At 47.3% G+C, this 23,949-nt stretch carries 23 protein-coding genes and 1 tRNA gene; 2 read left to right on the top strand and 22 right to left on the bottom strand.

The annotated features are described in order from the left end of the window. From tpiA to ACSQ8P_RS01420, 4 genes are all read right to left on the bottom strand, one after another. Positions 1-753 (bottom strand): triose-phosphate isomerase, encoded by a 753-nt coding sequence (gene tpiA / locus ACSQ8P_RS01435; protein WP_436233568.1) that lies wholly within the window; start codon positions 751-753, stop codon positions 1-3. A gap of 32 nt (positions 754-785) precedes the next feature. Further along, positions 786-1,967, bottom strand: coding sequence for a phosphoglycerate kinase (locus ACSQ8P_RS01430; RefSeq protein WP_028555556.1), 1,182 nt, complete (start codon positions 1,965-1,967; stop codon positions 786-788). A 165-nt stretch (positions 1,968-2,132) separates the two neighbouring features. Next, on the bottom strand, positions 2,133-3,140 hold the full coding sequence (gene gap / locus ACSQ8P_RS01425) for a type I glyceraldehyde-3-phosphate dehydrogenase (RefSeq protein WP_436233567.1): 1,008 nt from the start codon (positions 3,138-3,140) through the stop codon (positions 2,133-2,135). Between the two features lie 82 nt (positions 3,141-3,222). Next, positions 3,223-4,245 (bottom strand): sugar-binding transcriptional regulator, encoded by a 1,023-nt coding sequence (locus ACSQ8P_RS01420; protein WP_436233566.1) that lies wholly within the window; start codon positions 4,243-4,245, stop codon positions 3,223-3,225. Positions 4,246-4,509: 264 nt separating this feature from the next. On the opposite strand from ACSQ8P_RS01420, the gene ACSQ8P_RS01415 reads away from it, so the two are divergent. Together ACSQ8P_RS01415 and clpP are read left to right on the top strand one after the other, a co-directional pair. Next, a tRNA-Arg gene (locus ACSQ8P_RS01415) sits at positions 4,510-4,581 on the top strand. 179 nt (positions 4,582-4,760) lie between these two features. After that, entirely contained in the window at positions 4,761-5,342 is a 582-nt protein-coding gene (clpP, locus tag ACSQ8P_RS01410; RefSeq protein ID WP_236292869.1) for an ATP-dependent Clp endopeptidase proteolytic subunit ClpP, read from the top strand. A gap of 191 nt (positions 5,343-5,533) precedes the next feature. Here clpP and ACSQ8P_RS01405 read toward each other — a convergent pair whose 3' ends face one another. From ACSQ8P_RS01405 to ACSQ8P_RS01320, 18 genes are all read right to left on the bottom strand, one after another. Further along, positions 5,534-7,297, bottom strand: coding sequence for a stalk domain-containing protein (locus tag ACSQ8P_RS01405; RefSeq protein WP_436233565.1), 1,764 nt, complete (start codon positions 7,295-7,297; stop codon positions 5,534-5,536). A 212-nt stretch (positions 7,298-7,509) separates the two neighbouring features. Then, positions 7,510-7,779, bottom strand: a complete 270-nt coding sequence (locus ACSQ8P_RS01400) for an HPr family phosphocarrier protein (RefSeq protein WP_028555561.1) — start codon at positions 7,777-7,779, stop codon at positions 7,510-7,512. Positions 7,780-7,926: 147 nt separating this feature from the next. Then, positions 7,927-8,859: a DNA-binding protein WhiA gene (gene whiA / locus ACSQ8P_RS01395; RefSeq protein ID WP_436239428.1), complete on the bottom strand. Its 933-nt coding sequence runs from the start codon at positions 8,857-8,859 to the stop codon at positions 7,927-7,929. A 5-nt stretch (positions 8,860-8,864) separates the two neighbouring features. Beyond that, entirely contained in the window at positions 8,865-9,848 is a 984-nt protein-coding gene (locus ACSQ8P_RS01390) for a gluconeogenesis factor YvcK family protein (RefSeq protein ID WP_436233564.1), read from the bottom strand. A gap of 31 nt (positions 9,849-9,879) precedes the next feature. After that, positions 9,880-10,767, bottom strand: coding sequence for an RNase adapter RapZ (gene rapZ / locus ACSQ8P_RS01385; RefSeq protein WP_057310218.1), 888 nt, complete (start codon positions 10,765-10,767; stop codon positions 9,880-9,882). Between the two features lie 74 nt (positions 10,768-10,841). Beyond that, positions 10,842-11,789 carry an ROK family glucokinase gene (locus ACSQ8P_RS01380; protein WP_436233563.1) on the bottom strand — a complete coding sequence of 316 codons (948 nt, stop codon included), beginning with the start codon at positions 11,787-11,789 and terminating at the stop codon, positions 10,842-10,844. A 312-nt stretch (positions 11,790-12,101) separates the two neighbouring features. Then, the gene (trxB, locus tag ACSQ8P_RS01375) at positions 12,102-13,049 is read right to left on the bottom strand and encodes a thioredoxin-disulfide reductase (protein ID WP_436233562.1); all 948 of its coding nucleotides are present in this window, start codon (positions 13,047-13,049) and stop codon (positions 12,102-12,104) included. Positions 13,050-13,198: 149 nt separating this feature from the next. After that, entirely contained in the window at positions 13,199-14,935 is a 1,737-nt protein-coding gene (locus tag ACSQ8P_RS01370; RefSeq protein WP_436233561.1) for a tetratricopeptide repeat protein, read from the bottom strand. 90 nt (positions 14,936-15,025) lie between these two features. Beyond that, on the bottom strand, positions 15,026-15,976 hold the full coding sequence (locus ACSQ8P_RS01365; protein ID WP_436233560.1) for a ribose-phosphate diphosphokinase: 951 nt from the start codon (positions 15,974-15,976) through the stop codon (positions 15,026-15,028). A 74-nt stretch (positions 15,977-16,050) separates the two neighbouring features. Next, positions 16,051-16,857 carry a histidinol-phosphatase HisJ gene (gene hisJ / locus ACSQ8P_RS01360; protein ID WP_436233559.1) on the bottom strand — a complete coding sequence of 269 codons (807 nt, stop codon included), beginning with the start codon at positions 16,855-16,857 and terminating at the stop codon, positions 16,051-16,053. Between the two features lie 26 nt (positions 16,858-16,883). Next, on the bottom strand, positions 16,884-17,540 hold the full coding sequence (gene hisIE, locus ACSQ8P_RS01355) for a bifunctional phosphoribosyl-AMP cyclohydrolase/phosphoribosyl-ATP diphosphatase HisIE (protein ID WP_436233558.1): 657 nt from the start codon (positions 17,538-17,540) through the stop codon (positions 16,884-16,886). Further along, a complete protein-coding gene (gene hisF, locus ACSQ8P_RS01350; protein WP_056611288.1) occupies positions 17,537-18,295 on the bottom strand; it encodes an imidazole glycerol phosphate synthase subunit HisF in 759 nt (252 codons plus the stop codon). Before hisF ends, hisIE begins: the two co-directional genes overlap by 4 nt. A gap of 30 nt (positions 18,296-18,325) precedes the next feature. Further along, positions 18,326-18,931 (bottom strand): imidazole glycerol phosphate synthase subunit HisH, encoded by a 606-nt coding sequence (gene hisH, locus ACSQ8P_RS01345; RefSeq protein WP_436233557.1) that lies wholly within the window; start codon positions 18,929-18,931, stop codon positions 18,326-18,328. A gap of 2 nt (positions 18,932-18,933) precedes the next feature. Beyond that, positions 18,934-19,542: an imidazoleglycerol-phosphate dehydratase HisB gene (gene hisB, locus ACSQ8P_RS01340; RefSeq protein WP_436233556.1), complete on the bottom strand. Its 609-nt coding sequence runs from the start codon at positions 19,540-19,542 to the stop codon at positions 18,934-18,936. Further along, complete coding sequence (gene hisD, locus ACSQ8P_RS01335) at positions 19,543-20,829, bottom strand: histidinol dehydrogenase (RefSeq protein ID WP_436239427.1); 1,287 nt, start codon at positions 20,827-20,829, stop codon at positions 19,543-19,545. 38 nt (positions 20,830-20,867) lie between these two features. Next, positions 20,868-21,503: an ATP phosphoribosyltransferase gene (gene hisG, locus ACSQ8P_RS01330; protein ID WP_056611299.1), complete on the bottom strand. Its 636-nt coding sequence runs from the start codon at positions 21,501-21,503 to the stop codon at positions 20,868-20,870. Between the two features lie 44 nt (positions 21,504-21,547). Beyond that, complete coding sequence (locus ACSQ8P_RS01325; RefSeq protein WP_436233555.1) at positions 21,548-22,732, bottom strand: ATP phosphoribosyltransferase regulatory subunit; 1,185 nt, start codon at positions 22,730-22,732, stop codon at positions 21,548-21,550. 283 nt (positions 22,733-23,015) lie between these two features. Next, on the bottom strand, positions 23,016-23,939 hold the full coding sequence (locus tag ACSQ8P_RS01320; protein ID WP_436233554.1) for a peptidoglycan-binding domain-containing protein: 924 nt from the start codon (positions 23,937-23,939) through the stop codon (positions 23,016-23,018). Positions 23,940-23,949 lie beyond the last annotated feature (10 nt).

The following is a 23,949-nucleotide window of genomic DNA, read 5'->3' as shown; positions in this document are numbered from 1 at the left end:
TTACTTCGCCCCCTGGACGAGTTGAATGTAGGAAGCGGACTCTAAGCTCGCTCCACCTACAAGTGCGCCGTCGATGTCAGGCTGTGCCATGTACTCAGCAATGTTGTTAGGCTTCACGCTGCCGCCGTATTGGATACGAACGCTATCCGCCACTGCTGCGCCATAAAGACCACTTACCAATGTACGGATGTAACCGATCACGTCTTGTGCATCTTCAGCTGTTGAAGATTTGCCCGTTCCGATTGCCCAGATTGGCTCGTAAGCGATAACGACTTGCGCCGCTTGCTCTGCACTCAAACCAGCGAAAGCTGCTTCTGTTTGTACTTTGCAAACTTCTTTCGTTTGACCCGCTTCACGCTCTTCCAATTTCTCGCCTACGCAAAGAATTGGTTTCAAGCCATGTTTGAAAGCCGCAACGACTTTCTTGTTCACGATCTCGTCGGACTCAGCGAAGTAAGCTCTACGCTCTGAGTGACCAATGATGACATACTCAACGCCAAGGTCTTTCAGCATCACACCGCTGATTTCGCCTGTGAACGCGCCATTATCTTCAAAGTGAAGGTTTTGTGCGCCAACGTGAACGTCCGTACCTTTTGTAGCTTCAACAAGAGCAGGAAGGTTTGTGAAAGGGGAGCAAATAACGCTCTCCACGCCTTCTACTGTGCTGCCTTTTACTTCGTTCACGAAGCTGATTGCTTCAGAAACGGTTTTGAACATTTTCCAGTTACCCGCAATAATCGGTGTTCTACTCATGAATTAGGGCTCCTTTTATGAAAAATAATTTCTTATTTGTCGTTAAGCGCTACTACGCCTGGCAATGCTTTACCTTCCATGAACTCCAAGGAAGCGCCGCCGCCTGTGGACATGTGGTTCATTTGCTCAGCCAAATGGAATTTCTCAGTTGCTGCAGCGGAATCACCGCCACCGATAACTGTGTAACCTTCAGTTGTCGCACAAGCTTGTGCTACTGCACGTGTACCGTGGGAGAAGGGCTCGATTTCGAATACGCCCATCGGTCCGTTCCAAACAACTAGTTTGGACTTCGCTATAACGTCTGCATAAAGCTCACGCGTTTTCGGTCCAATGTCAATGCCTTCCCAATCCGCAGGAATGCTATCAATGTCAACGATTTGCACGTTTGCATCTGCACCGAATTTGTCAGCAACAACGATATCCACCGGAAGCAGGAAGTTTACACCTTTTTCTTTTGCTTTCGCAATAAAGCTAAGCGCTAGATCAAGCTTCGAATTGTCCAGAAGTGATTTACCGACTTCATAGCCTTGTGCTTTCAAGAATGTATAGGACAGACCGCCACCAATCAAGACGTTGTCTGCAATGTTCAGGAGGTTTTCAATGACAGCGATTTTGTCTTTTACTTTGGATCCACCAACGATAGCTGTGAAAGGACGCTCTGGGTTGTTCAGTGCTTTACCAAGAACATCAAGCTCTTTCTCCATCAAAAGACCGGAAACAGCTGGAATGTATGCCGCGATCCCTGAAGTCGAAGCGTGTGCACGGTGAGCAGCACCGAATGCATCATTTACGAACAGATCCGCGAGGTCAGCGAATGCTTTTGCCAACTCTGGATCATTCTTCTCTTCACCTTCATTGAAACGAACGTTTTCAAGCAATAGAACATCGCCATTTTCAAGCGCATCGACTTGTGCTTTCACGATTTCACCAACGGATTGATCCGCTTTGATCACGTTTTGACCAAGAAGTTCAGCCAATTTTGCAGCAACTGGTGTTAAACGAAGCTCTTCCACCACTTGACCGTTTGGACGACCAAAATGAGCAGCAAGAATAACTTTAGCGCCTTTTTCTACTAAGAATTTAATCGTAGGAAGCGTTTCTCTGATACGTGTATCGTCCGTAATTTGTCCGTTTTCTACAGGCACGTTGAAATCAACGCGAACAAATACTCTCTTACCAGCTACTTCAACATCGCGAACACTTTTCTTATTCATCGTAAAAGCCTCCTAAAAGTTTTGCTTTAGTAAAACTATCTTCGTAAGCATAAGCTCTGGCGTGTATGGTTTCTTCCGGTTCTATCCTTTTACAGGGTAAATCGCACATAAAGAGGAGAATCGCTTCTCCCCTTCATGTGGTTTTCCAATTGATGAATTATGAAATTACAGACCTTTTTTCGCGATGAAAGCTACCAAGTCAACAACGCGGTTGGAGTAACCCCACTCGTTATCGTACCAGGAAACAACTTTCAACATGTTGTCGCCAACTACCATTGTGGACAATGCGTCGATTGTGGAAGAAGCTGGGTCACCATTGAAGTCGCTGGATACAAGTGCATCTTCTGTGTAGTTCAGAATGCCTTTAAGAGGGCCTTCGGAAGCTGCTTTCAAAGCTGCGTTTACTTCGTCAACAGTTACGTTAACTTTAAGCTCAACAACCAAATCAGTTACGGAAACGTTAGGTGTAGGAACACGCATAGCCATACCGTTCAATTTGCCTTTAAGCTCAGGAAGAACTAGACCGATTGCTTTTGCTGCGCCAGTGCTGGAAGGAATGATGTTCTCAGCTGCTGCACGCGCGCGACGAAGGTCTTTATGTGGAACGTCAAGAACGGATTGGTCATTTGTGTACGAGTGAACTGTTGTCATCATACCTTTTACGATTCCGAAGCTATCGTTGATAACTTTCGCGAAAGGAGCTAGACAGTTCGTAGTACATGAAGCATTGGAGATGATTGTGTGTGCAGCTGGATCGTATTTGTCTTCGTTAACACCAAGTACGATTGTGATATCTTCGTCGGAAGCAGGAGCGGAAATGATAACTTTCTTAGCTCCACCTTTCAAGTGAAGAGCTGCTTTTTCTTTCGCTGTGAAAATACCAGTGGACTCGATTACGATTTCAGCGCCTACAGATGCCCAAGGCAGGTTCCCAGGGTCACGCTCAGCAAAAACCTTGATGGAACGACCGTTAACGATCAATTCACCTTCACCAGCTTCAACTGTAGCGTCTAGTTTACCGTGAGTAGTGTCATATTTGAGCAAGTGCGCCAAAGTTTTAACGTCTGTCAAATCGTTAACTGCTACGATTTGTACATCTTCGTTGTTCAATGCTGCGCGGAATACGTTACGACCAATACGTCCGAAACCGTTAATACCTACTTTTGTTGTCATAGTCATTTCCTCCTAAGATTACATAAATATTATATTTCAAAACGCAGCCATGAATGGCATACGTTATGATGGCAACTTCATGCTATACATGTTTCATAATTTCTAAGGCAGCTGCTTCATCTGTAACAAGTACATCTTCTTGCCCATGTCGCAGTACAGAAGCGATCGCTTCCCCCTTGCTCTTCCCGCCAGCAACACCAATCACAACCTCAACACGCTGCAGATCTTCCAGTCTAAGTCCGACTGTCGGCATCTTATGAACCACATTTCCTTGGCGGTCAAAATAATATCCAAGCGCCTCAGCAAGTGCACCATCAGCTCTCAGACTGCCTGTAGTATCACTATCTACCTTACGTCTGCGTGCCATGACCATAGCATCTCCGATACCATGTACAACAATGCGACAACTGCGCACCGCGTTCACAACTTCCTGAATCTGTGGATCTTGAATCAGCGATTGATACGCCTCTTCCCCAAGATGATCTGGCACATGCAGCAGCCTGTATTTCCCACCAGTTTTCTTGGCCATAATGGAAGCAATCGTATTCGCTTGCATATCCACACTTTCACCAAGTCCTCCACGTGCAGGAACGAACCAACTACCTTTCATCGAAGACGAGATGGCTAGGTTATTAGCGATCTGAGCCATGGTTGATCCACCTGTTACCGCGATGATATCATCTTTGGCAACATATTTACGTAAGGCGGCCGCACCAGCGCGCCCAAGCTCCTTCTTCGTAAATACCGAAGTATCTGAATCCCCAGGGACGATAATCACATGGGAGATGTGAAAAGCTTTGGCAATGCTGTCTTCCAAATCTGTCAAGCCAAACGCCATCTTAATGATCGGCTGCATATCTTCCAGCAGCTGACGACCAGACTCGCTGATCTTCATACCGCTTGCGTCCGATTCCAGAAGCCCTAGCTCCTTCAGGAAATCGACTTCACCGCGGAGTACGCGCTCCGTCATGTCGAGTGAGGACGCTAACGTCCTTCGTCCGACAACACCGGAAACCAAGATGTGTTGCAGAATCGAGTAGCGTTTCTTCATGATGTCCATAAGATCAGGCATGAGCTGTTTCTGAATGTCTAGAATCTCTCTCATAGGACGACTTCCAACGCTCCCGATCCAAAGTAGGACGTTTTTTGTCCCAGGTATACATTTTGTGTCCCACCTGGGTGAAAAAAAAGTTCCTTGCGCAATTCCATATTTCATTTCTCATTTACAGTTCTTATTATAACCATTTCCAACTCAACATTCAACATTTGTTCAAACATTTTTCTCCAAATAGCCCTGTAAGGGCTTACCTCCTTGCTTTTTATGGAAAGCTGACTTATAATAACCCTTGCTTCACTTTTTCTAAACTATGCGCCCGTGGTCCAATGGATATGACGTAGGCCTCCGAAGCCTGAGATAAAGGTTCGATTCCTTTCGGGCGCGTCCAACAAATCAGCTACATGAGTTAAGGTTTAATCGCCAAATCAGCTCTGAAGCTGCTTTTTTTTGTGTTTAGTTTGACCTTTCTTGACCTTCAGACGTTTTTTCGTTATCATACTTGTAGATACTGTAAATAGTATGTACCCAATAGTAGGTAACCCAACCCCAAGGAGGTCATTCTCATGAGTTTTATTCCTATGGTCGTCGAACAAGACGCGCGCGGTGAAAGAGGATATGACATCTACTCTCGCTTGCTAAAGGACCGCATTATATTCTTAGGCACGGGTGTCAACGATGTTGTGGCGAATTCCATCATTGCTCAGTTGCTCTTCTTGGCCGCACAAGATCCTGATAAAGATATCTCGCTTTACATTAACAGCCCAGGGGGCTCCATCACAGCCGGCATGGCGATCTTCGACACGATGCAGTTCATCAAACCAGACGTATCCACGATCTGTGTAGGTATGGCCGCTTCGATGGGTGCCTTCTTGCTCACAGCTGGTGCCAAAGGCAAGCGTTACGCGCTTCCAAACAGCGAAGTCATGATTCACCAACCGCTTGGCGGCGCAGAAGGTCAAGCCTCCGACATCGAGATTCGCGCGAAGCGTATTTTGAAAATGAGAGATAACCTGAACAAGATCCTAGCTGAGCGCACTGGACAAACGTTCGAGCGTATCGAGAAGGATACAGACCGTGATAACTTCATGAGTGCTAAAGAAGCAGCCGAATACGGACTCATCGATAAAGTCATCGAGCGCGTCTAATCATTTCATACATGAAAAAACCAGCCTGAACAACATTGCTCGCATGAGCGTTGATGTTCGGCTGGTTTTTTTAATCTCCACATAAGAATTTCTAAGTTTCCGATACACGCAAAATCAAATTCTTATTGGCGATAAAAACTACATTTAAAACGCGGTCGCTCTTCCTCGAAGTACTTCGATAGAAGTTTTTCTCATTTCTTATCTTCCAATGGGTAGAAGATCAAATCAATCGGAAACGCTGAGCCCGCTGGAGGCGTGAACTCGATATCTAAGGCATCTTCGGTACCAGTTGTACGTGCTAATACTTCCAAGCCATCGAAGGCCGTAATGACACCAGAATACGGTACAGGAATGATTTCACCATTGATTTTAAACGGTCCCTTGAACACGCCGCCTCTAGCCATGATCATGACAGCCATTTTGCGCGGCTTATCTGCATGGATTTTATAGACTACGCCATAATTCCCACCATTCTCCACGACTTGCTTACGCATCACGTCGTAGCCTTTGACGAATGGATCTGTCTTATTATCTCCGATCGTTAACACGGAGGCTTTGGTGAAGCTTGTGGCATCAATTTTCCATTCAATCTCCGAAACGGGGAAAGTACCGCGTACATGACCGTTAAAGGAGAGTAGAGGCAACTCCTTCACCGTCGTTGGCGTCAGCATTTTCTCCGTTGCGATAAAGGACATTTGCAGCTCGCCGTTTGTTTCGACATCATAGAACAAATTCACACCTTGACCTGGATAGAATTCAGGTAGTTTCGCATACACATAGCTTGCATGAGGCAGAACCGTCATCTCTTCCGTGTACACGTTGTTTAGAAGGAAATCAACCGACGCTTCGCTGCCAATCAAGTTCGCATAAACAGAAGGATATACTTCACCTTTATTCGTCGTTTTGATTGTAATCGGTTTGTCTGTGTTATTAGTTGCAAAGATGGCAAACGTCATCTTCTTTTGCGTGCCATTGATATGATCCGCGTACAAACGCGCTTTACCATTAATATTGTCTTGGTACAGAATACCGCTCGATGTGAACTCTTCCGGGCTATCACTCACAAGCAGCGTGCGCCCTTGTACTTCTTTCACGTCTTTCGGAAGCATTGGCAACTCATTAAAATGTGACCAGATGGTCGTCCAGTTCGTTTTGATGAATCCGCCAACCGGTTTCATATAAATCGGATACTCGACTTCCGACAAATACGGTTCATTAACAACGTTCACAAAGCTTTTGAACAATTTACTCACATGCCCATGACCATCCTTAACCGTTAAGGTTACTGGATATTGGCCAGCTTTGAAGTATGCCTCTTGTTTACCTGTCCAATCGAAGGATACGATACCTTCTGCATCTGGATCATAACTCAAATCCAAATACTTAACAGGCTCGCCAAGCCTGTAGGTAGGCTTCGCAGTAGCAAACTTGGCCACTGGACGAGAATTGCTGTCTTGATCGATGTAGATGCCCTCAGGCGCCTTAAAATGCACGATCTCTACACGTCTTAGTTCGCTGTTATAAGTGTACTTTGCACCCATATAATCTGCTAACCATGTCAGCTTCACAAGCAATTTGCCATTAACGATAGCGGCTACGGAATTAAAGGGTACATCCACCCCATTTGTTGTCACCGTCTTATGATCGGAATCAAGAACAATGTTATAACCTGGAGGCGCCATTTGAATCGTACGGGATAAATCGTTCCACTCTACTTGAAATCCTAATGTATCACCCAAGAATTTGGCTGGGACGAAGGTGCTTCCATCAATAATGGTAGATGGAGATTCAAGATGGATCTGCTCCTGATTTACGAATGCTTCTGACTTATCAATATAAAGTAAAATAAAGGACGAGCTCGTTGATACCGCATGTGCGGCTGGTGCTGTTATCGTACTGACTAGAAATACGAGTAACGCCAGTAGGGCAATCATTTCTTTCTTTACTACGTTCATTTCACTTCGGCTCCTTCTTCAATCTTGGGATAGGGGCGCTATTTGGAAATACAAATAGCCTTATCCATCACGACCACGTCTATTAGACGTAATCAATTGGAAAAGGTTGCTCCATGCCACTAATTGTTAACAATTTTGACACTTTTAGCACGATTGTGATTCAGCCATACACAATGCAAAAAAGCCCCCTCGAAAGGTAGGCTTTTAAAGGATTATTGGTTTTCCAACTCTTCCTTACTGACTAATGTGACTAAAGCGTTTACAGCCTGCTCTGCATCCGAACCTTCTGCACTTATGAAGACTTCGGTCCCTGTGCTGATCGCAAGACTCATAATTCCCATGATGCTCTTTGCATTCACTTTCTTCTCATCTTTCTCAACAAAGATCTCCGATGAAAACTTATTCGCCTCTTGAACAAACAATGCCGCAGGTCTGGCATGAAGTCCTGTTCTCAACTTCACAACGACTGGACGTCTGGACATGGAACTAATTCCCCCTAGTGTGGAGCTTATATGGATTACTATTAATAACAGCGTTTACCTTATGTTTTAACATTATAGCATTTTTCCTTCAAGTACACTAGAAAAAATGCGAAAAACTTATACAAGCGTTGTACAGCCCGGACTTATCTACGAATTTCGGTGTTTTTCGGCTAATTCGTCTATTTTCCGCAGGCGATGATTCACACCTGACTTGCTGACACTGCCCGAAAGCATGTCTCCAACTTCCTTCAAATTCAAGTCAGGATGCGCAAGTCTAATCTCCGCAACCTCTCTTAACTTCTCAGGCAAGCTATCTAGACCGATCTCCCGCTGCAACAATCGAATATTTTCGATTTGTCTGACGGCTGCCCCGATCGTTTTATTCAAGTTCGCCGTTTCACAGTTCACGATGCGATTAACGGAATTCCTCATATCCTTCATAATCCGGACATCCTCGAAACGCAACAGCGCCTGATGAGCCCCAATGATATTGAGAAACTCGATAATTTTCTCGCCTTCCTTGATATACAGCACGAACCCTTTCTTACGTTCAATGAATCGGGCGTTCAAGTCAAACTTATTCGCAAGCTGTGTTAAAGCTTTACAGTGTTCTTCATAAATCGAAGCAATTTCCAAATGGTAGGAAGATCCCTCCGGATTATTGACAGAACCGCCAGCCATGAAGGCTCCTCGAAGATAAGCACGCTTGCAGCAATTGCCGCGAATAATGTCCTTGTTAATCCCCGTCGTAAAAATAAAACCCTCCGAGACGATCTTCAAATCACTGAGCAGCTCCTGTACTTGACCAGGTACCCTTACAATGTACACATTATTCTTCTTTAGACGCATTTTCTTACGCACGAGCAGCTCCGTGTGTGTATTATACGTCTTCTTGATCAGCGAGTAAATTCGCCGAGCAATCGCTGCGTTCTCCGTGGATACATCCAACACGACACGTTGGCTCGTTAACTGAACAGCGCCATTCATTCGAATGAGCGCAGACAGCTCCGCTTTTTCACAGCATGCCTCCGAATCATTAATTAACGTTAATTCTTTTTTGGTTGTTGCCGCAAAGGACAAGGGACTCACTTCTTCCTTAACAGCCAGCTTTCGACGAGCTGATAGATATGGTCACTCAATTTCTCTGCATCATGACGAAGATAGGTACGGAATAAAACAAGTCGATCTGCAATAACCCGATATCCTCTTTTCATCACTTCATCCAAATCTAAATGAACCGCTTTTGAACCTTTTTCCGCATACTTGGCTTGCACCTGAGGTGGAATTTCACCATTATTCACGATCACATAATCAAACAAATGCTGACCTAAATGATCATAAATCGCATCCAAATGATCGCTCACAGAATAATCATCGGTTTCGCCTGGTTGTGTCATGACATTACATATGAACAATTTTACAGCATTCGACGCCACGATCTCCTTAGCAATCCCTGGAACAAGCAAATTCGGCAGCAAACTTGTATATAAACTGCCAGGACCGCACAAGATAGCATCTGCTTCGCGTATCGCTTGAACGGCTTCTGTGAGTGGTGTTACCCCCGCCGGTTCAATGAATACTTTCTTGATCCGTCCATCGGCCTTCGGAATTTTGGACTCCCCGACAACTAAAGTCCCGTCCTCCATAATGGCTTTCAACACGATGGCTTGATTCGAAGCCGGGAGCACTCTCCCGCGAACAGCAAACACGCGATTCATTTCTTGCACGGCAGTAACAAAATCACCTGTAATATCTGTCAATGCCGCTAGTATTAGATTTCCCAGACTATGTCCGGCTAAACCTGTACCGTTCTGAAATCGATACTGAAGCATCAAAGACAACAAAGGCTCTACGTCAGCTAACGAAGTTAACACATTTCGAATATCCCCCGGAGGCGGCATTTGCAATTCACTTCGCAAGATACCGGAACTTCCTCCATCGTCTGCAACGGTCACGATAGCTGTGATATCAACCGGCTTTTCTTTCAGTCCTCTCAGCATAACTGAGAGCCCTGTTCCACCGCCAATAACGACTATTCTGGGCTTACGTTGTAATTGACCAAGCTCCATACTTCTTTCACCCTCTTACTCACATAGCCGTCTATAAACGGTCCCGCTCGGAATCTCGATGACTTAGACGCACGGTCTCAGTCTCACTGTTCCCCATGACTTTACCTAGATATTCCGTAATTGCAACCGATCTATGTTTGCCTCCTGTGCAGCCTATACCAACAACAACCTGGCTCTTGCCTTCCTTCTTATACTGAGGCATTAAGAAATTCAGCATATCGAGCAGCTTCGTCAGGAATTCTTGCGTCTCTGACCACTTCATCACATAGTCATAAACATCTGGATCCTGACCCGTCTGCGGACGCAGTTGCTCCACATAGTGAGGATTAGGCAAGAAGCGCACATCAAAGATTAGATCAGCGTCAATAGGGACACCATACTTGAACCCGAAAGAGATTACATTTATAGATATGCGATTAGCTTCTAGATTGGTGAACCGGGAAATGATTCTTTCCTTCAACTGCACCGGTTTCAGGCTACTAGTGTCAATTACCTGCGTCGCAAGACCTTTGAGTTCTTCCAGCAACTTACGTTCAAGACCTATTCCCTCAAGCGGCGCCCCGTCTGGTGCCAATGGATGACGGCGACGGCTCTCTTTGTACCGCTGAACAAGCGTCCCATCCGTTGCGTCTAGGAATAAAATTTCATAGCTAAGGGTGTAATTTTCTTGGATATATCGTAAGGACTCTTGGAGCGCAGTGAAAAATTCACGTCCGCGCAAATCAATAACCAAGGCGACTTTGCCGATCTTACCCATCGATTGCACGATTAATTCAGCAAACTTCGGAATCAGGACGGGAGGTAAGTTGTCAACGCAGAAGAATCCTAGATCCTCCATGCTTTGAACAGCTATTGTCTTGCCTGCACCCGACATCCCTGTAATAATGACCAGTTTCGCTAAAGGGTGGTTTTCTTCCATGCCTGACACCTTCCTTTGGGGTGCTTTCGCAGATCAGCTTCTCTTATCTACATCTGCGAACCCGGTCTAGCCTTCTATCGTAAATTCAATCCTGCAGCTCCAACAACACCGGCATCATTACCAAGTGTAGCAGCAACAATCTCAACGCCCTCAGCTGCAGCTTCTGGTGTAAATTTGATGAACGTTTCACGAATCGGTTGGAACAGGATCTCCCCGGCCTTCGAAACACCACCGCCGATAATAAAGCGTTTAGGATTAATGACAACAGCCAGCGCTGCCATTGAACGTCCGATATAATAAGCCGCGCGATTCACGATGCGCAAAGCTACTTCATCTCCGCTTTTTGCATCATCAAACACATGCTTAGCTTCAATTTTCTCGTGAAGGGCTAGGGATGTACGCTCGCCGCGCTCCACTGCTTCCTTCGCCATGCGAACAATACCTGTTGCGGAAGAAACGGTTTCAAGACAACCCATTTGACCACATCCGCACTGAATCGCTTCAATGTCAGGTACGATGGACATATGTCCAAGTTCGCCAGCCATACCGGCAGAACCCTGATAAATTTTACTGTTAATGATGATACCGCCGCCAACACCTGTTCCAAGTGTATAACATACAACGTTCGGAATACCCGCTCCTGCTCCAGACCAAGCTTCGCCAAGGGCAGCTACATTCGCATCGTTATCAATTTTAACTTGTTTACCCAGAAGTGCTTCAAGCGTCTTCTTCGCCGGTACGTTATGCCATTGCAGGTTCGGTGAAAATTTCACGAAGCCTTCTGGAATATCCATAAATCCAGCCAACCCCGCGCCAATTCCAGCTACTTGCTCCCACGAATAGTCGGATTCTTCGACAACTTGACGTACATATTGCGCAATTCGCTCAAGGACCGACTCTGCACCTAGTTCAGGTGAAGTGGGACCTTCTAACGTTTTAAGAAGCTTGCCTTGCTCATCACAAATACCCACTTTAATATTCGTGCCGCCTAGATCTACACCGATATAAATTTGATTGGACATTACAAGGTCACCTCATGAATAATCATAAAATTTTCAAAAAGATTCTGGGGTCCCCGCAAAGTAATGTTTAAACTCCATCGAAGCAATTCATGATGTATGACCGCAATTAGCGGTAAGTTTAAACGCCGATCGAGCAAAGCTCAATGCGGAAGGAATATGCTTCGAAGGCAACTCATCACTTTGTGGGGTTTACTTATGCTCCTGTTCCCACTATAAGACAACCCTGCCGGGAGGTCAAGATTCATCCGCACCCTGTCAAAAGAGAAAACGTGGAAAGCGTAGCCCTCCACGTTAACTAATTGCCATAAGGACTTACAAGGAAATACTCCAGTCATGTACGCTGTTGCCTTCAAGGAACTTCTCAGCTTCCAACGCTGCCGCACATCCGCTTCCAGCAGCTGTGATAGCCTGACGGTACTTCGTATCTTGCACGTCACCACAAGCGAATACGCCTGGGATGTTCGTTTCTGTTGTTCCTGGCTTCACGACGATGTAGCCATGCTCATCCGTGTCGATTTGTCCACCAAGGAACTTCGTATTCGGCGTATGACCGATCGCTACGAAGATACCGTCTGTTTCAAGGACTTCATCTTCACCTGTTTGGTTGTTTTTCACTTTAAGGCCAGTAACACCTTTATCACCCGCTACAACTTCTAACGGCGTGTTATTCAGTGACCACTTCACCTTCTCATTTCCACGAGCGCGGTCTTGCATAATTTTGGATGCGCGAAGCTCATCACGGCGATGAACCAAACGTACTTCTGAAGCAAAGCGAGTCAGGAAGTTAGCCTCTTCCATAGCAGAGTCACCGCCGCCAACGACGATAATCTTTTTGCCGCGGAAGAAGAAGCCATCACACGTTGCACAAGTACTTACGCCGCGCCCAATGTTTTCTTTCTCATTCGTGATACCAAGCAATCTAGCAGAAGCCCCCGTTGAGATGATCAGGGTTTCTGTTTCGATTTCTCCTAGACCTTCTACTTGCAATTTAAAAGGGCGGTTCGTCAATTCAACGGAATTAACCCAACCTGTTTTGAATTCAGCGCCAAAGCGTTCAGCCTGCTTGCGCATGTTTTCCATTAATTCTGGTCCCATAATCCCTTCGGGAAATCCTGGGAAGTTCTCTACTTCGGTAGTTGTGGTCAACTGTCCGCCTGGTTCTGGTCCTTCAATGACAAGTGGGCTTAGGTTCGCACGCGCCAAGTAAATAGCTGCTGTTAGACCGGATGGCCCTGTTCCTACTACGACTGATTTATACATATGATTTCCCTCCTAGGTGCTTTCCTGAGGAAAGCTATCTTTAATGAGCGTGATTATCAGCGGATTGCTCACTGCCGTTTACGACAAGAACAGTCCGTTCATCTATATGTATGAAAGCCGAGACTTTCATGATGCATCAAGCTCGGCTATCAAAGACTCGTAAACTTATTGAAAATCGCATCCATTTTCTCACGCAATCCACAGGTATCGTCGATATGTTTCACATGTCGACTGACCGTAGAAACCGTGACGCCATAGCGTGTAGCTACTTCCTGATAGGAAATCGTACGGCGGTGCATCTTGGCAATCAAATATTCTAACGCCGCTGCCCAGCCTGCAGATTTGTGAATCTTAGGCACGTTCGGGTACACTTTCGTCAGAAATTCAACCCACAGAATTTCTAAGTCATACTGTTGAACCATATCGTATCGCTTGTGCATGTGCGATAGCGCTGTTTCCATCACTCGCTGCCAGGTTGCATCCCATACGGGAAGATGAGGCGAGTACGGAGAAGCCTCTACCATGATGTCCTTATTTTCGAGATACGCCGGAAGCGACTCACGAATACCCATACTTCGCAGAACGAAGATGGCAACCTTCTTCAAGTAGTCATCCTCTTTGTGATCCAGAATGAAAACCTGAAGAGCGTCTCTCACTTCGTTGTCCGCAATCAAGCCAAAGGCTTGAATCACTTGAAGCTTCGTTTCTACGTCACCATGTCGCAAAGCCCAGAAGAAGGATGACCGCACAAGCGGGTCTTTTTTCAATTGATCAGGAATTCCTTGTGTCGATTTCTCAAGCGCACGGAATTGTTCCTCGAACGGCAGATGATAGTGATAGCTCCAAGTAAGCGGAAGCGCCGACTTCTCTCTTATCCGCAATTGCTCTAAGTAGAACTTCGAAATTTCAGCACCTGGATCCAGCTTCTGAACCTGCTTCCACAAGCGGTACGCTTCAGCGAAACGACCGATATGGCAGGCAGCAACAGCCGCATAATGGTACAAACAAGGATCTGTGCCCCCATCCCCCGCCTTCAATAGACGCTTAAACAGATGGTAGGCTTTCTCATGCTGAGCAAGAATACCCATTGTCGTCGCCAGCTTGAACACATGCTCTTGCTGAAACGGAAACGTCTTGCCTAACAGTGTAGTCAGCTCTGTCAATTCCTTCTTGTTACCGAAATGCTGATGGAATATCGCCATATTACAAAGTGCATGCAGATTACCAGGATCAATAACCAGCACTTCGCGGATCGTTTCCATCGCCTTCTCGAATTGGCCCATGTAATAATAAGCCAGTGCTAGATTGTTGCGAGCCGCTGTGAAGTCAGGCTGCTTCTTCACCAACTTCTCTAACTGCCTTACGGCCTCTGCGAACTTACCTTCCTCGAGCAACGCACGGGCTTTATCATGCTCGAACAGCCCTTCTCGACTCTTGATGCTAGTGAGAGGGGCGGGACGATCAAGCTCGTAGCTCAGCATTTCCATCATTTCTTCGGATTCGTCCATGAATTGCCCTGTCGGGTCATTCTCCAAATACCGAACTAATGCCTGTTCCGCCTGCTCGAAGTTTTCCATGTTGGCATAGTTGTTCGCCATATAAAAGTGACATTCTGTCATCTCGGGATCAATGGTTTCAAGGATATGCTGCAAAATTTGGTTCGACTCGTCATAATTGCCCACTTCGGAGAGAACTCCTGCGAGATTGCAGTGATTCACAGGATTATCCTGCTCATACTCTGCTGCCCGCCGGAAATATTTCAATGCCTTATCATAATGAAACCGATCCAAAGATTGAACCGCTCTCTCGAAAAAGAATGCGGCATCCATGTTAATTGAAATAACTTTAGGTTTTGGCGCTTCGGATTTGCGCTTTTTCTTTTCCATAGCAAGACACCTCCGGCAATTTGATTACACTCAAATTATACCATAGATCGCTAAGAAGCCAAAAACATTATCCGAAGGTAAGATTTGGACCTATACGCCGCCGTATTTGAATAGGGAGGATAGAGACCCACCGTCAGTAATAATACGAATCGCATCCGACAATAAAGGTGCTACTGAAAGCACATTAAACTTATCAGAGTGCCCCTCTGGAATGGCAATGGAATCCGTAATGATAACTTCTTTAATGCTCGGGTGATCCAATCGTTGCAGCGCTGGACCAGAGAATACAGGGTGTGTCGCACAGATGTAGACATCAAGCGCACCGCGTTCTTTAAGGCTTTCGACAACATTGACGATCGTTGTACCTGTATCAATAAGATCCTCGATAATGATTGGTGTGCGTCCTGCAACATCCCCAATAACGTGTGTAATCACGGATTCATTGTGCTCAGGGCGCTTCTTGATCATCATAGCGAAAGGCGCATCGAGAATGTTAGCCATTTTCTCAGCTGTTGTCGCACGTCCCGCATCTGGGGAAACGATAATTGGGTTAGGCAAATTTTTTCTTTTAATGCAATCACTAATCAGATCAAGCGCTGTTAGGTGATCCACAGGGATATTGAAGAAACCTTGGATCGCTGGCGCATGGAGATCAATCGTAACAACACGAGTTGCGCCTGCTGAAGCGAACAAGTCAGCGACTAATTTAGCTGAAATCGGCTCACGCGGAGCTGCTTTACGTTCTTGACGAGAGTAACCATAGTAAGGGATGACAAGGTTGATCGTTTTTGCAGATGCTCTTTTCGCCGCATCCATCATGACCAAAAGCTCCATCATATGCTCATTAATCGGATGGGAGAAGGTTTGTACCAGGAAGACGTCGCAGTTACGAATCGTTTCTTCGTAAAGGCAATAAATTTCTCCGCTTTTGAAACGTGATAATTTAATTTGTCCTAGCGGCTGGCCGAGCTCTTTACAAATACTTTCCGCAAGCTTCGGATTCGAAGATCCGGAAAAAATTTTAACATTGTCGCTATGCATGGTTAATGGTTACCTCCGAAGGTTCATTAAATAGATTATAGAGTCCTACTCATTATACATGATACGTGTCGAATTTAAAAAGTCACAAGATGTCGTTTTCGAGCAGAAAATGTGGCTATTTCGTTAAATCCAATCGCTTTTAACAGCTCTCTGGCCTCATCCAAATACTGAGACAACCGTTCCGGCTGATGCGCATCAGATCCGAGTGTTACTGGAATTCCCACCTTATGGCAGTATTCTAGCATACGACGACTTGGGAACATCTCTTTACAAGGATGGCGTAGGCCGGAAGCATTCAATTCAATCGCTAGCCCACACTCTTTGACGGTATCTAACGCTGCTTTCTCCAATTCCCACGTATCGCGATCTGGCACGTAACCAAATCGTTTGATCATATCGATATGGCCGATATAGTCATACAGTCCGGTTCGGACTGCTTTCTTCACTGCCTCGTAGTATTGGGTATAAACTTCAAAAATATCCTTACCTTCCCAACCTGCCAGCTGCCTAAAATCAGAAATATCCCACTCGCCCAGAAAATGAACCGAACCGATCACATAATCCCATGGGTAGGCGTTAATAATGGCAGCAATTTCACTTTCAAAGCCTTCCACATAATCGCCTTCTAAGCCCACGCGAATATCGATCTGATCCTTGTACTTCTCCTTGAGATGAAGGCATTCTTCCACATAACGAGGAAGCTCCTCCATCGGCATCGCCATTTCCGGCCAATACGTTTGCGGGTCGACATGCAAAAGCGGCATATGATCAGAAAGCCCCAACTGGGTAAGCCCGATCTCGATGCCGCGTTTGACGTATTCCTCCAGTTCCCCAGAGGCATGACCGCAGCGCACATGATGTGTATGATAATCAATCAACATCGTGAATTCACTCCAGGTCGTTTACTTTATTTTTTAACGTGACGATTAGCCAGCTCTTTCATAATATCATCCAATGGCAATTTATTATTACGTAAAAGTACCATTAAGTGAAAAATAAGATCGCTCGCTTCATAACGAAGCTCTTCATTGTCTTTATTTTTGGCTGCAATAATGACTTCTGCCGTTTCTTCGCCGACTTTTTTGAGGATTTTATCGACCCCTTTTTCGAAAAGGTACGTCGTATACGCGCCCTCAGGACGCTCCGCATCACGGGATGCAATCACCGCTTCAAGCTCAGCTAGAATAGCGAAACGGTCTCCGCCAGCAACCGCAGGCGCAGTTTCTGAAGATGAACCTTCCACCGGAATGTTCGCTGTGAAACAAGTGTACGTGCCATTATGACAAGCAGGTCCCACTTGATCAACAAGAACAAGCAGCGTGTCCGCATCGCAGTCGTAGCGAAGTGCTTTTACTTTTTGCGTATGACCAGAAGTTGCCCCTTTATTCCAAAGCTCATTACGTGAACGGCTCCAGAACCAAGTGTCCCCCGTTTGAATCGTACGTTGCAAGGACTCACTGTTCATGTAAGCCAGCATCAGCACTTCTTTACTAACCGCATCTTGCACGATGGCAGGTACAAGCCCATGCGCGTCATATTTAATTTGATCCACTGAAAATGTCATCGAATTTCAACCCCTTTTCCTTTCAGGTCTGCCTTGACCCCGTCTATCGTTAATTCTTTATAGTGAAAAATCGTTGCCGCCAGCCCCGCATCAGCCTTGCCTTCGGTGAATACATCGTAGAAGTGTTCCGCTTTTCCCGCTCCGCCAGAAGCGATCACAGGAATCGTTAGCAGCTCGGATACCGCACGTGTCAGTTTCAAATCAAAGCCGTCTTTCGTTCCGTCCGCATCCATGCTCGTCAGCAGGATTTCGCCTGCACCTAACTCCTCTACGCGCTTCGCCCACTCCAGCGTCTTAATGCCCGTCGGTTTGCGTCCACCATGGGTGTACACTTCCCACTCGCCCCACTCGGGATTGAACTTTGCGTCAATGGCTACCACAATACACTGGGAACCGAACTTCCGTGCACCATCCGAAACAAGCTGAGGATTAAGCACCGCTGCCGTGTTGATTCCGATTTTGTCCGCGCCCGCACGAAGAAGACGTTTCATATCATCGACACTTGAGATCCCGCCGCCAACCGTGAACGGAATCGTGATCTCGCCAGCCGTTTGACGGACCACCTCGACCATCGTCGCGCGCCCTTCTACAGAAGCGGAAATGTCGAGAAACACAAGCTCATCCGCACCCTCTTTATCATAAATCGCCGCAAGCTCTACGGGATCACCGGCATCACGTAAATTCACGAAATTCACGCCTTTCACCACTCGGCCATCCTTGACGTCGAGGCAAGGGATAATTCTTTTGGCTAACATGCTCAGCACCTCCTTGAGACTATTTTCACCTTATTTACACAGGGTCAAAAAATTACCCAACAGCTGCATACCGATATCGCCGCTTTTCTCAGGGTGGAACTGCATGCCGTAGACATTATCACGCCCAACGATAGCTGTTACGGGTTGATAGTAGTCGGTTACTGCCAACAAATCGCCTTCCCGCTCCGGCTTTGCATGGTAGGAGTGTACGAAGTACACGTGCCCTTCTTCAATCCCTTTGAAAATAGGACTCTCACTCTGCTTGTAGCTCAGACGATTCCAGCCCATATGCGGCACTTTGTAGTCTCCGCGGAAACGTACAACCGTACCTGGCAGAAGCCCTAGCCCCTCATGCTGTCCATGCTCTTCACTGCTGGAGAACAATAGTTGCATCCCTAAACAAATACCGATCATGGGCTTGCCAGACGCTGCATATTGTTTTACAACCTCGTCCAGACATGTTTCACGCAGATGCTCCATCGCATCCCCGAACGCACCCACACCAGGAAGGATTGCCCCTTCTGCCGCTAGAATTTGTTCCGGATCTCCCGTCACAACCGCTTCATAGCCAAGCCGCTCAACCGCTTTGCTTACGCTATGTAAATTACCCATTCCATAATCAATAATAGCGATCATGCTTACAGCACTCCCTTCGTCGAAGGAACCCCCTGCACACGAGGATCAATCGATGTTGCTTCATCCAGCGCACGTCCCAACGCTTTAAACACACCTTCGATCATGTGATGCGTGTTTTCACCGTAATGCACAATAACATGCAAAGTGATACGAGCTTCTAGCGCAAATTTCCAAAGGAACTCTTTTACCAGCTGTGTTTCAAAGCTGCCAACATTCGCTGTCGGGTATTCTGCACGGTATTCAAAATGTGGACGGTTGCTGATATCAATCACAACTTGAGCCAATGCTTCGTCCATCGGAACGAATACGCTCGCGTAGCGTTTGATGCCTCTTTTGTCGCCGAGTGCTTCACGCAGTGTTTGACCTAGACAAATCCCGATGTCTTCCACCGTGTGATGATCATCGATTTCGATATCGCCTTTGGCGTCCACTTTCAAATTGAAGTGACCATGCTTGGTGAATAAATCTAGCATATGGTTTAGGAAGGGAACATCCGTTTGGAGCTCCGAAACTCCTGTACCATCCACATCAAAGGAGAGCTTGATGTCCGTTTCATTCGTCTTACGGGCTACACTCGCTGAGCGAGTTCTTACTTGATCCTGTTCTGCCATCTAGGTCAACTTCCCTTCCTTTTTAAGTCTGATCTCTACGGCACGCGCATGACCTTCCAACCCTTCATTCCGGGCCAGCGTCATAATCATGTCTCCGTTCGCTAATAAGGCTTCCTTGCTATAGTGAATAACGCTTGATTTTTTGAGGAAATCGTCCACATTCAGTGGCGATGAGAACCTTGCTGTGCCATTCGTCGGCAGCACATGGTTCGGACCGGCGAAATAATCGCCGACAGGCTCCGTGCTGTAGGCGCCTAGGAAAATGGCACCTGCATTTTCAATGCGCGGCAGCCACGTGAAAGGATCCTGTACCAGTAGCTCACAGTGCTCCGGCGCCAAGCGATTGATCACGTCCACACCTTCGTCGAGTGAGTCGACAAGCAGGATCGCGCCTTTCGTCGCTGTCGAGACGGCGGCAATTGCTTTCTTCGGCAGCACATCCAGCTGCCGCCATAGCTCTAGCCGAACCTCTTCGGCTAGCTCGCGGGAAGGTGTCACCAGAATCGACGGTGACATCTCATCATGCTCGGCCTGCGCCAGCAGATCGGCCGCGACGTACTCAGGATCGGCGTGCTCGTCGGCGAGCACGACAATGTCTGTTGGTCCGGCGATCATGTCGATATCGACGACGCCGAACACGAAGCGCTTCGCCAGCGCGACGTAGATGTTGCCGGGGCCGACGATTTTATCGACCGGCGCGATCGATTCTGTCCCGTAGGCTAGCGCGGCAATCGCTTGCGCTCCGCCTACGCGGTAGATCTCTTTCACACCCGCTTCGGCTGCGGCCACGAGAATATGCGGGTTAATGCCTTCTTCGCCCGCGGTGGACGGTGGCGTCACCATCGCGATCTCTGGCACCCCCGCGACGATCGCGGGGATGGCGTTCATGAGCACGGAGGACGGGTACGCCGCCTTCCCTCCGGGCACATACAATCCGACCCGCTTCAGCGGTCGGATGATTTGGCCCAGCAGACTGCCGTCCGGCTGCAGGTCCATCCAGGAATTGCGTTTCTGCTTCTCATGAAACGCACGAATGTTAGCGGCGGCTTGACGCAGCGCCGCCAGGAACGCGGCGTCGACCTGCGCGTACGCCGCTTGGATCTCTTCGTCGCTGACGCGAAGCTCAGCGACGTTGACGCCGTCGAACTGCTGCGCTAGGCGGCGCAGCGCGGTGTCTCCGTCCTTCCGCACCTCATCGATGATGCGCCGGACGGACTCATTTTGCTCCGGTGAGCCGTATTCGACCTCGCGGTTTAATTGAAATTCGGAGGCGGGCATAATCCGCATCTTCATCTTCCTCTCATCGTTCTTCTACTTACTTTGCTCTATAGCTTCACTATTGGCAGTACGTCCTGCAGCATATCACACAACCGTTGGATGGAGTCGTTCTTCATCCGATAACTCACACGATTCGCAATTAAGCGGCTCGTGATTTGAAAGATTTCCTCTTGCTCCACTAGACCATTTTCCTTCAAAGTTTGGCCTGTCTCCACCATATCTACGATGCGGTCAGCTAATCCGATTAAGGGCGCCAGCTCGATCGAACCATTCAACTTAATGACTTCTACTTGCTGTCCTTTTTCCCGGAAATATTGAGAAGCCACATTCGGATACTTAGTCGCAACGCGTGGGTTGATCACCTGTTTCCAATCCGGCAGCCCAATCACCGACATGCGGCACCGAGCGATCCCTAGATCCAGCAATTCGTAAACATTCCGATTTTCTTCCATCAGAACATCCTTGCCCACAACCCCGATATCGGCAACGCCATACTCCACATAAGTAGGAACGTCGACTGGTTTGGCTAAAATAAATTCCATCTTCGCCCCTGGCACAGGGATGATCAAACGGCGCCCTTCTTCTAGATCCTCTGGAATGGGCAATCCCGCTTTCGTAAACAGCTTCGCTGCTTGTTTATAAATACGGCCTTTCGGCATCGCTACTTTAAGAATGTCATCCACCGTTCCAACCTCCTCCAAACTTCCCTCATCTTCTCGCTGAGAGGTTATTCCGTAATCAATTTAATTACATGGTCATATCCCGCTGTAGATTGACCAGTGATCTGACCGTTCGTTATAAGCTGCGTGATAACCACACGAGCCTGATTAATCTCGTCATCGCTTCGCATATTCTTCGCCAGCTGCAACGCTTCCTCGCGATGCTCCGCATCGTAGGCAATAAGCACACGATTCGGTTGGTTCACCTGCTCCTTGCCTGTTACTTCAAGGATTCGATTAGTTTTCAACGCAAACCCTGTTGCTGGAGCAGGACGCCCAAACTGACTCAATAAATTATCGTACCGACCCCCGCTGCAAACCGGGAAGCCCAACTCAGCGGCGTAACCTTCAAACGTCATACCTGTATAGTAGGAGAAATCCCCAATCATCGTTAAATCAATCACCACGTGCTCACTAACACCATAAGCTTTCAGCACATCCCACACTTCACATAGATGTCGGATCGCGTCCTGTGCGATTGGATGCTGCGAAACCATACGAGCTTGCTCGCAGATTTCGTCACCGCCACGAAGCCTTAGCACTCCGTTCAGCTCACGCTCAACGTCAGGCGCTAGGGAAAGTGTCTTAATCGCTTCCCGGTATCCTACGTAATCTCGGCCGAGTAAATGCTCTTTCAGAGAAAGCTGCGCATCGGTGCGCCCGTCCAATGTTTCTTGGAATAATCCGTTCAGAAAACCAACATGACCAAGCGCAATCTTAAATTTCTCGACACCAGCTGCTTGTAAAGAAGCTATCGCTAGCGCCACAACTTCAGCATCCGCTTCAGATGTAGCATCACCAATCAACTCAACACCAGTTTGATAGAACTCTGAATCTCTACCCGCTTCTTCTTCAATCGAACGGAAAACATTCGAATGATAAGAAAGACGTAGTGGAAACTCTTGTTCTTTTAAAAGTGAAGAGGCTACTCGCGCGATAGGCGCCGTTAATTCCGAGCGCAGGACGAGTGTTTTCCCCTTGCGATCTAGTAGCTTAAACAGTTTCTTATCCTCTGTCGAGCTTGCAACGCCAACTGTATCGTAATATTCAAGTGTAGGTGTAATAATCTGGTTGTAACCCCAGCGTTCCATACAGGCCAATACACGGAATTCTATATTTCTGAGTTTCGTAACCGCATCAGGTAAATAATCTTTCGCGCCTAACGGTTTTTCAAATACTTTTGGCTTCGACACCGTCTCACCTCTATAAGTAGGAGTATAATCAGTTATTCTCAATTTATTGTTTTTCAAATACTTTAGTGCGTTAACGTTCTACCATACTACCAAAATAAAGAATGTACGGCTATTTTAACACGTATTTTTAGGACCGTCAATCGTCTACACCTTGTTCAGCGCTTTAAGAATGGCATATAAACCCATACGTCGTCAACAGTATCTGGTCTATCTCTGCGATGACCCCAATAAGAAAAGGCATGCTGTCGCGGCAGCATGCCCTCTTCAAGATGAATATCTAGAACTAGTCTTCCTCCACTGCTCCATTCGGTGTTTTACCGCCACCATTAGGTGCCTGTAGTTGACCACCATTTGGAGCTTTATTTTCATTTAGGCCATTACCATTGCCATTTGGGGACTGAAATTGATCATTGCCGTTACCATTTGGCGCCTGTCCATTTTGCCCGTTACTGTTACCGTTACCATATGGAGCAGGTGTTGCTCCACCTTTCGGTGCTGGCGATTGACCGCCGTATGGTACGGGCTTCGGTCCACCATTAGGTCCCGGTGTTTGAGTTGCACTCGGTCCTTGACCTTGGCCTCCTCCGTTACCGCCACCTTCGAACTTGCCGCTGCCAGTTCCGTTACCGCCACCTTGGCCCTTGCCCCCGCCAGTGCCTCCACCGCCGCCTTGACCTTTGCCCCCGTCAATACCTCCACCGCCGCCTTGGCCTTCGCCTCCGCCAGTACCTCCACCGCCACCTTGGCCCTTGCCCCCGCCAGTGCCTCCACCGCCGCCTTGGCCTTTGCCTCCGCCAGTGCCTCCACCGCCGCCTTGGCCTCCGCCTCCGCCAGTGCCTCCACTACCGCTTTGGCCCTTGCCTCCGCCTTTACCGCCGCCTTGGCCCTGTCCAACACCCTTAAGCCTCATATAGCTATAGGTAATTGATTCGAGCGTGCGGCTATCAACAGCGCCGGTTACCGGCAGCCCGTGTTTTTTCTGAAAATACTTTACTCCTTGTACAGTTGCATTATCGTAGTAACCGTTAATATCACCAGAATAGCTACCTAGTGATTTCAGCATCCCTTGGATAACGAACACATCTGGTCCGTTCGCAGGCTTGCCTACAGCCAAGCTCGTAGTTGGCAAGGATAACATCAGCATAAAGGCTAGAATCACTACACCCACATGCTTCCCTATAGACCATCCAAAGTTACCTTTTTTCACTTTTGTGTTT

The organism is Paenibacillus sp. LjRoot153, from assembly GCF_964253085.1.
Taxonomy (GTDB): domain Bacteria; phylum Bacillota; class Bacilli; order Paenibacillales; family NBRC-103111; genus Paenibacillus_E.
The sequence above is the reverse complement of the archived record's forward strand: the minus strand, read 5'-3'. Positions and strand labels throughout refer to the sequence as shown.